The sequence below is a fragment of the Micromonospora sp. NPDC049679 genome, assembly GCF_040659735.1.
Lineage (GTDB): Bacteria > Actinomycetota > Actinomycetes > Mycobacteriales > Micromonosporaceae > Micromonospora_I.
Genome location: NZ_JBFANZ010000104.1, coordinates 1 through 1,033, shown reverse-complemented (window position 1 = coordinate 1,033; position 1,033 = coordinate 1). Strand labels below are relative to the sequence as shown.

Here is a 1,033-nt window from a genome sequence, read left to right as displayed (position 1 = left end):
AGATTCGATCAGATCCTTGACGTCTATCAGTTGTCGATCAAAGGCCAGGTGAAGGATCCATTCATCCGGTCCTTCAGCAGCTTCGATGAGCTGGTGGAATACGCCGAAATGATCAACGACCGCGAAGTTAAGTCGCGCTGCAAGATCGTCACTGCCTATGGCCGGGATATCCCAGGTTTGTTGGAGCGAATCGAGCGGGCAGCCCTGGCACCGGTCGAAGACGGCAACGTTGCGGACAACCGTCTGATCCTCACCACGGGCCACAAGTCGAAAGGGCTCGAATTCCCCAATGTCCAGCTGGCTGGCGACTTCATGGAGTTTCTCGACTCCGACACCGGCCAGTTGATCGACATGAGCAAGGCCGACACCAACCTGATCGAGGAGATCAACGTCAACTACGTCGGGGTAACCCGAGCGCAGCGCGTTCTCCACCTCAATGAGCAGCTGGAGGCCTACCTCGAACACCTCGAAGAACTGGCGGCCAACCGCTCCAGTCGTCCTTCCATGGCGTAATCAACGATTTATCCCCCGACAAGGAGCACCACACTATGTCCCTGCTGAAGCGTATCCAAGATGTAAACAAGGGCGGCGCCGACAAGAAGTACGACGCCTTCGGCGCCGTGTTCGAGGTCAGCACCGCCGTGGAATCGAACGGCGCGGTCAAGCTGACCGGGAAGCTGCTGAACGAGAGCAACCCCAAGGTGAAAGCCGGCGAAGAGATCGTCGTCACCTTCCGCGGCGAGTCCGCGAGTAAATCCCTGACCAACTTCGTCAAGGGCAACGGCAAGAAGTCGCTGGCCGCCCCGGATGCCGCGAAGGGCACCTTCCTCACCCTGGAAGGTTGCTTCTTCAGCGACGAGATGGAGGATGGCAAGCGCGTACTCAGCTCGCGCTGGCTCAACACCCTGGCGTCCAGCAATGACACCGACCACGACAACCGCTCGTTCATCGAGAACATCCTGGCGACGGCGCCGCGTATCTCGTTCAAGAACCCCGCGGTGCAGCCGGGCGAGCCCGAGCGCATCACCCTGCC

At 59.6% G+C, this 1,033-nt stretch carries 2 protein-coding genes; both read left to right on the top strand.

What is annotated here, in order from left to right:
- Positions 1 to 513: 3'-5' exonuclease (locus AB0J06_RS26455; RefSeq protein WP_357432397.1), on the top strand; the 513-nt coding region annotated here is incomplete at its 5' end.
- A gap of 35 nt (positions 514 to 548) precedes the next feature.
- The coding region (locus AB0J06_RS26450; protein WP_357432395.1) for a hypothetical protein at positions 549 to 1,033 on the top strand (485 nt) is incomplete at its 3' end.